Raw genomic sequence first — 2,491 nt, 5'->3', positions numbered from 1 at the left:
CTATACCAATCGTTAACCCAATCCGTTCCATTGCCCATCATGTCATACAGTTCGATAGGGTTAACCCATTCAAGGGTTTTCAACACACCGAAATCCAGAACCATACTCATGGTCAGGAGCTTTTGCACCTCTAGAGATTGTGAATGCACCATCTATACTGCCATGGTAGCCTCGGGTCACTTTTTCCTTTCCACTATCAGGACCTTGCGGATTATCTTCTGGTGAGTGTTGATAATAATCCTCACTGTACCAATCATTGATCCAATCTGTACCATTGCCCATCATGTCGTACAACCCAATGTGGTTCGGTGCAAAACTGCCGACGGGTTTTCCCCATGGTACAAAGTTTCGTTCAGGATCTTGCTCATAGTGCATTTGATTATCACTGTTACCGAAAATTAAAAACTGCCCCCCACTCCGAGCTGCGTATTCCCACTGGGCTTCCGTGGGTAAATCCGTTTTTTTTCCACTCGACTTCCCTAGCCATTGACAATAGGCTTTTGCATCCCGCCATGAAACTTTTGCGGGGTAATCATCGCCAAGAATATCCCAATAGGTAAGTTCGCTCTTTTTACCCTTAGTGTAAAACTCAAGATGTTCTCTTCCTTGTATATCCAACCAACGGTTAAACTCCCCCCACGTGACCCGGTATTTCCCCATCTTAAAATCGTGCAATGAAACCCAGTGCAACGGTCGGGTCGACGGATCAAGACTATACGGCAGCTTATCTTCCACTAACGGTCCAAAATCCCCCATCTGAAAACGCCCGCCGGGAATAGAAACCATATTATCCATCGAGGTTTGACGCAACTTAACCGATTCAGCTGCTTTTTGCCCACTATCACACCCTGTAAGTATGACTATCAGTAAAGGTGTGTAGAGACGCCATGGCATTTTCATTATCCTAACTCCTTATTGTTCACAAACACGCGCATACAACTGTCGACGTAGATAAAATCGACTTGTTTTAACGGTGTCTGCTGATTCATATCCGTATTTTGCAGAACTTCAAGACTGTTGGGCAGTTGCTGATACAAGGCCGTTAAGTTTTGTCGGTAATGGCTTGGCTCAATCCGGATCTCGGGCGCGGGTATCGTGATGAGCAGGACCGATCACAACATTTTCAATTGTGCGACGAAAACTGTTGACTCGACTTCACAGGGTAGGGTACTTAACCTTTTACAGATTTTCCACACACCGAAACCCTTCACCAAATTCATGGTCAGGGATTTCACCTCCTCGAGAGATCGTAGATGATCCATCCATACTGTCATGGTAGCCACGAGTCACTTTTTTCTCGCCACTCTCAGGACCTTGAGGATTATCTTCGGGTGAGTGTTGATAATAATCTTCACTGTACCAATCATTCACCCAATCCTTCCCATTACCCATCATGTCGTATAGTCCGATAGGGTTCGGTGCAAAACTGCCGACAGGTTTTCCCCATGATACAAAGTTTCGCTCAGGATCTTGCTCATAGTGCATCTGATTATCACTGTTACCGAAAATTAAAAATTGCCCGCCACTGCGCGCAGCGTATTCCCATTGGGCTTCCGTAGGTAAATCTGTTTGTTTACCGTCCGCTTCCCCTAACCATTGACAATAAGCTTTGGCATCCAGCCATGAGACTTGTGCAGGATAATCATCCCCAAGTTCATCCCAATGGATAATTTCACTCTTTTTTCGCTTTGAGTACAATGCAAGCGGTTCTCTTCCCTGCACATCCAGCCAGCGATTAAATTCCCCCCACGTCACTCGGTATTTACCAATCTTAAAATCGTGCAATGAAACCCAGTGCAACGGTCGGGTCGAAGGATCACTGCTGTACGGCAATTTTTCATCAAAAAGTGGTCCAAAATCCCCCATCTGAAAACGTCCGCCTGGAATGGACACCATATTCGCCATCGAAATTTCGCGTAACTGCGCGGCATCCTGCGTTTTTTGTCCGTCATCACACCCCGTTACTGACCCTATCAGCAAGGGCACACTTAAACACCAAACCATTTTCATTATCCTAACTCCTTATCGTTCACAAATACGCGCGTACAACTGTCCACGTAGATAAAATCGACTTGTTTTAACGGTGTCTGCTGATTCATATCCACATTTTGCTGCACCTCAAGACTGTTGGGCAGTTGCTGATACAAGGCCGTTAAGTTTTGTCGGTAATGACCGGGTGATATTTGAATTTCAGTTGTCGTTCTCGAACGATTACAGCGCATACTGGATAAAATATTAATCCTCTCAATGGGATTATAGATTTTCGACACACCGAAACCCATTTCCAAATTCATGGTCAGGATGTTCACCGCCCCGAGTGATCGTTAATGTGCCATCAACGCTGCCACGATAACCACGGACGACTCTCTTCGTTCCGGTTTCCGGTCCTTGCGGATCCTCTTCGGGGGAATGTTGATAATAATCGTCACTATACCAATCGTTAACCCAATCCGTTCCATTGCCCATCATGTCATACAGTTCGATAGGGTTA

Annotated in this window: 4 protein-coding genes; all 4 read right to left on the bottom strand. The window is 45.6% G+C overall.

What is annotated here, in order from left to right; all coding sequences use genetic code 11:
- Positions 1-69 precede the first annotated feature (69 nt).
- The gene (locus GKR48_RS04575; protein WP_154627210.1) at positions 70-900 is read right to left on the bottom strand and encodes an SUMF1/EgtB/PvdO family nonheme iron enzyme; all 831 of its coding nucleotides are present in this window, start codon (positions 898-900) and stop codon (positions 70-72) included.
- 279 nt (positions 901-1,179) lie between these two features.
- Positions 1,180-2,010 carry a formylglycine-generating enzyme family protein gene (locus tag GKR48_RS04570; RefSeq protein ID WP_154627209.1) on the bottom strand — a complete coding sequence of 277 codons (831 nt, stop codon included), beginning with the start codon at positions 2,008-2,010 and terminating at the stop codon, positions 1,180-1,182.
- Positions 2,010-2,270 (bottom strand): hypothetical protein, encoded by a 261-nt coding sequence (locus tag GKR48_RS04565; protein WP_154627208.1) that lies wholly within the window; start codon positions 2,268-2,270, stop codon positions 2,010-2,012. Before GKR48_RS04565 ends, GKR48_RS04570 begins: the two co-directional genes overlap by 1 nt.
- Positions 2,254-2,491: formylglycine-generating enzyme family protein (locus GKR48_RS04560; protein WP_154627207.1), on the bottom strand; the 238-nt coding region annotated here is incomplete at its 5' end. The genes GKR48_RS04565 and GKR48_RS04560, both read right to left, overlap by 17 nt.

It is taken from the genome of Providencia sp. wls1943, from assembly GCF_009706275.1.
GTDB classification, from domain to species: domain Bacteria; phylum Pseudomonadota; class Gammaproteobacteria; order Enterobacterales; family Enterobacteriaceae; genus Providencia; species Providencia zhijiangensis.
Note: the sequence above shows the minus strand (reverse complement) of the source record. Positions and strands in the feature narration are given on the sequence as shown.

Bases quoted from the DNA above. Each gene is read 5' to 3' on its own strand.
- GKR48_RS04575 (WP_154627210.1), bottom strand. From the start codon at position 900: ATGAAAATGCCATGGCGTCTCTACACACCTTTACTGATAGTCATACTT.
- GKR48_RS04570 (WP_154627209.1), bottom strand. From the start codon at position 2,010: ATGAAAATGGTTTGGTGTTTAAGTGTGCCCTTGCTGATAGGGTCAGTA.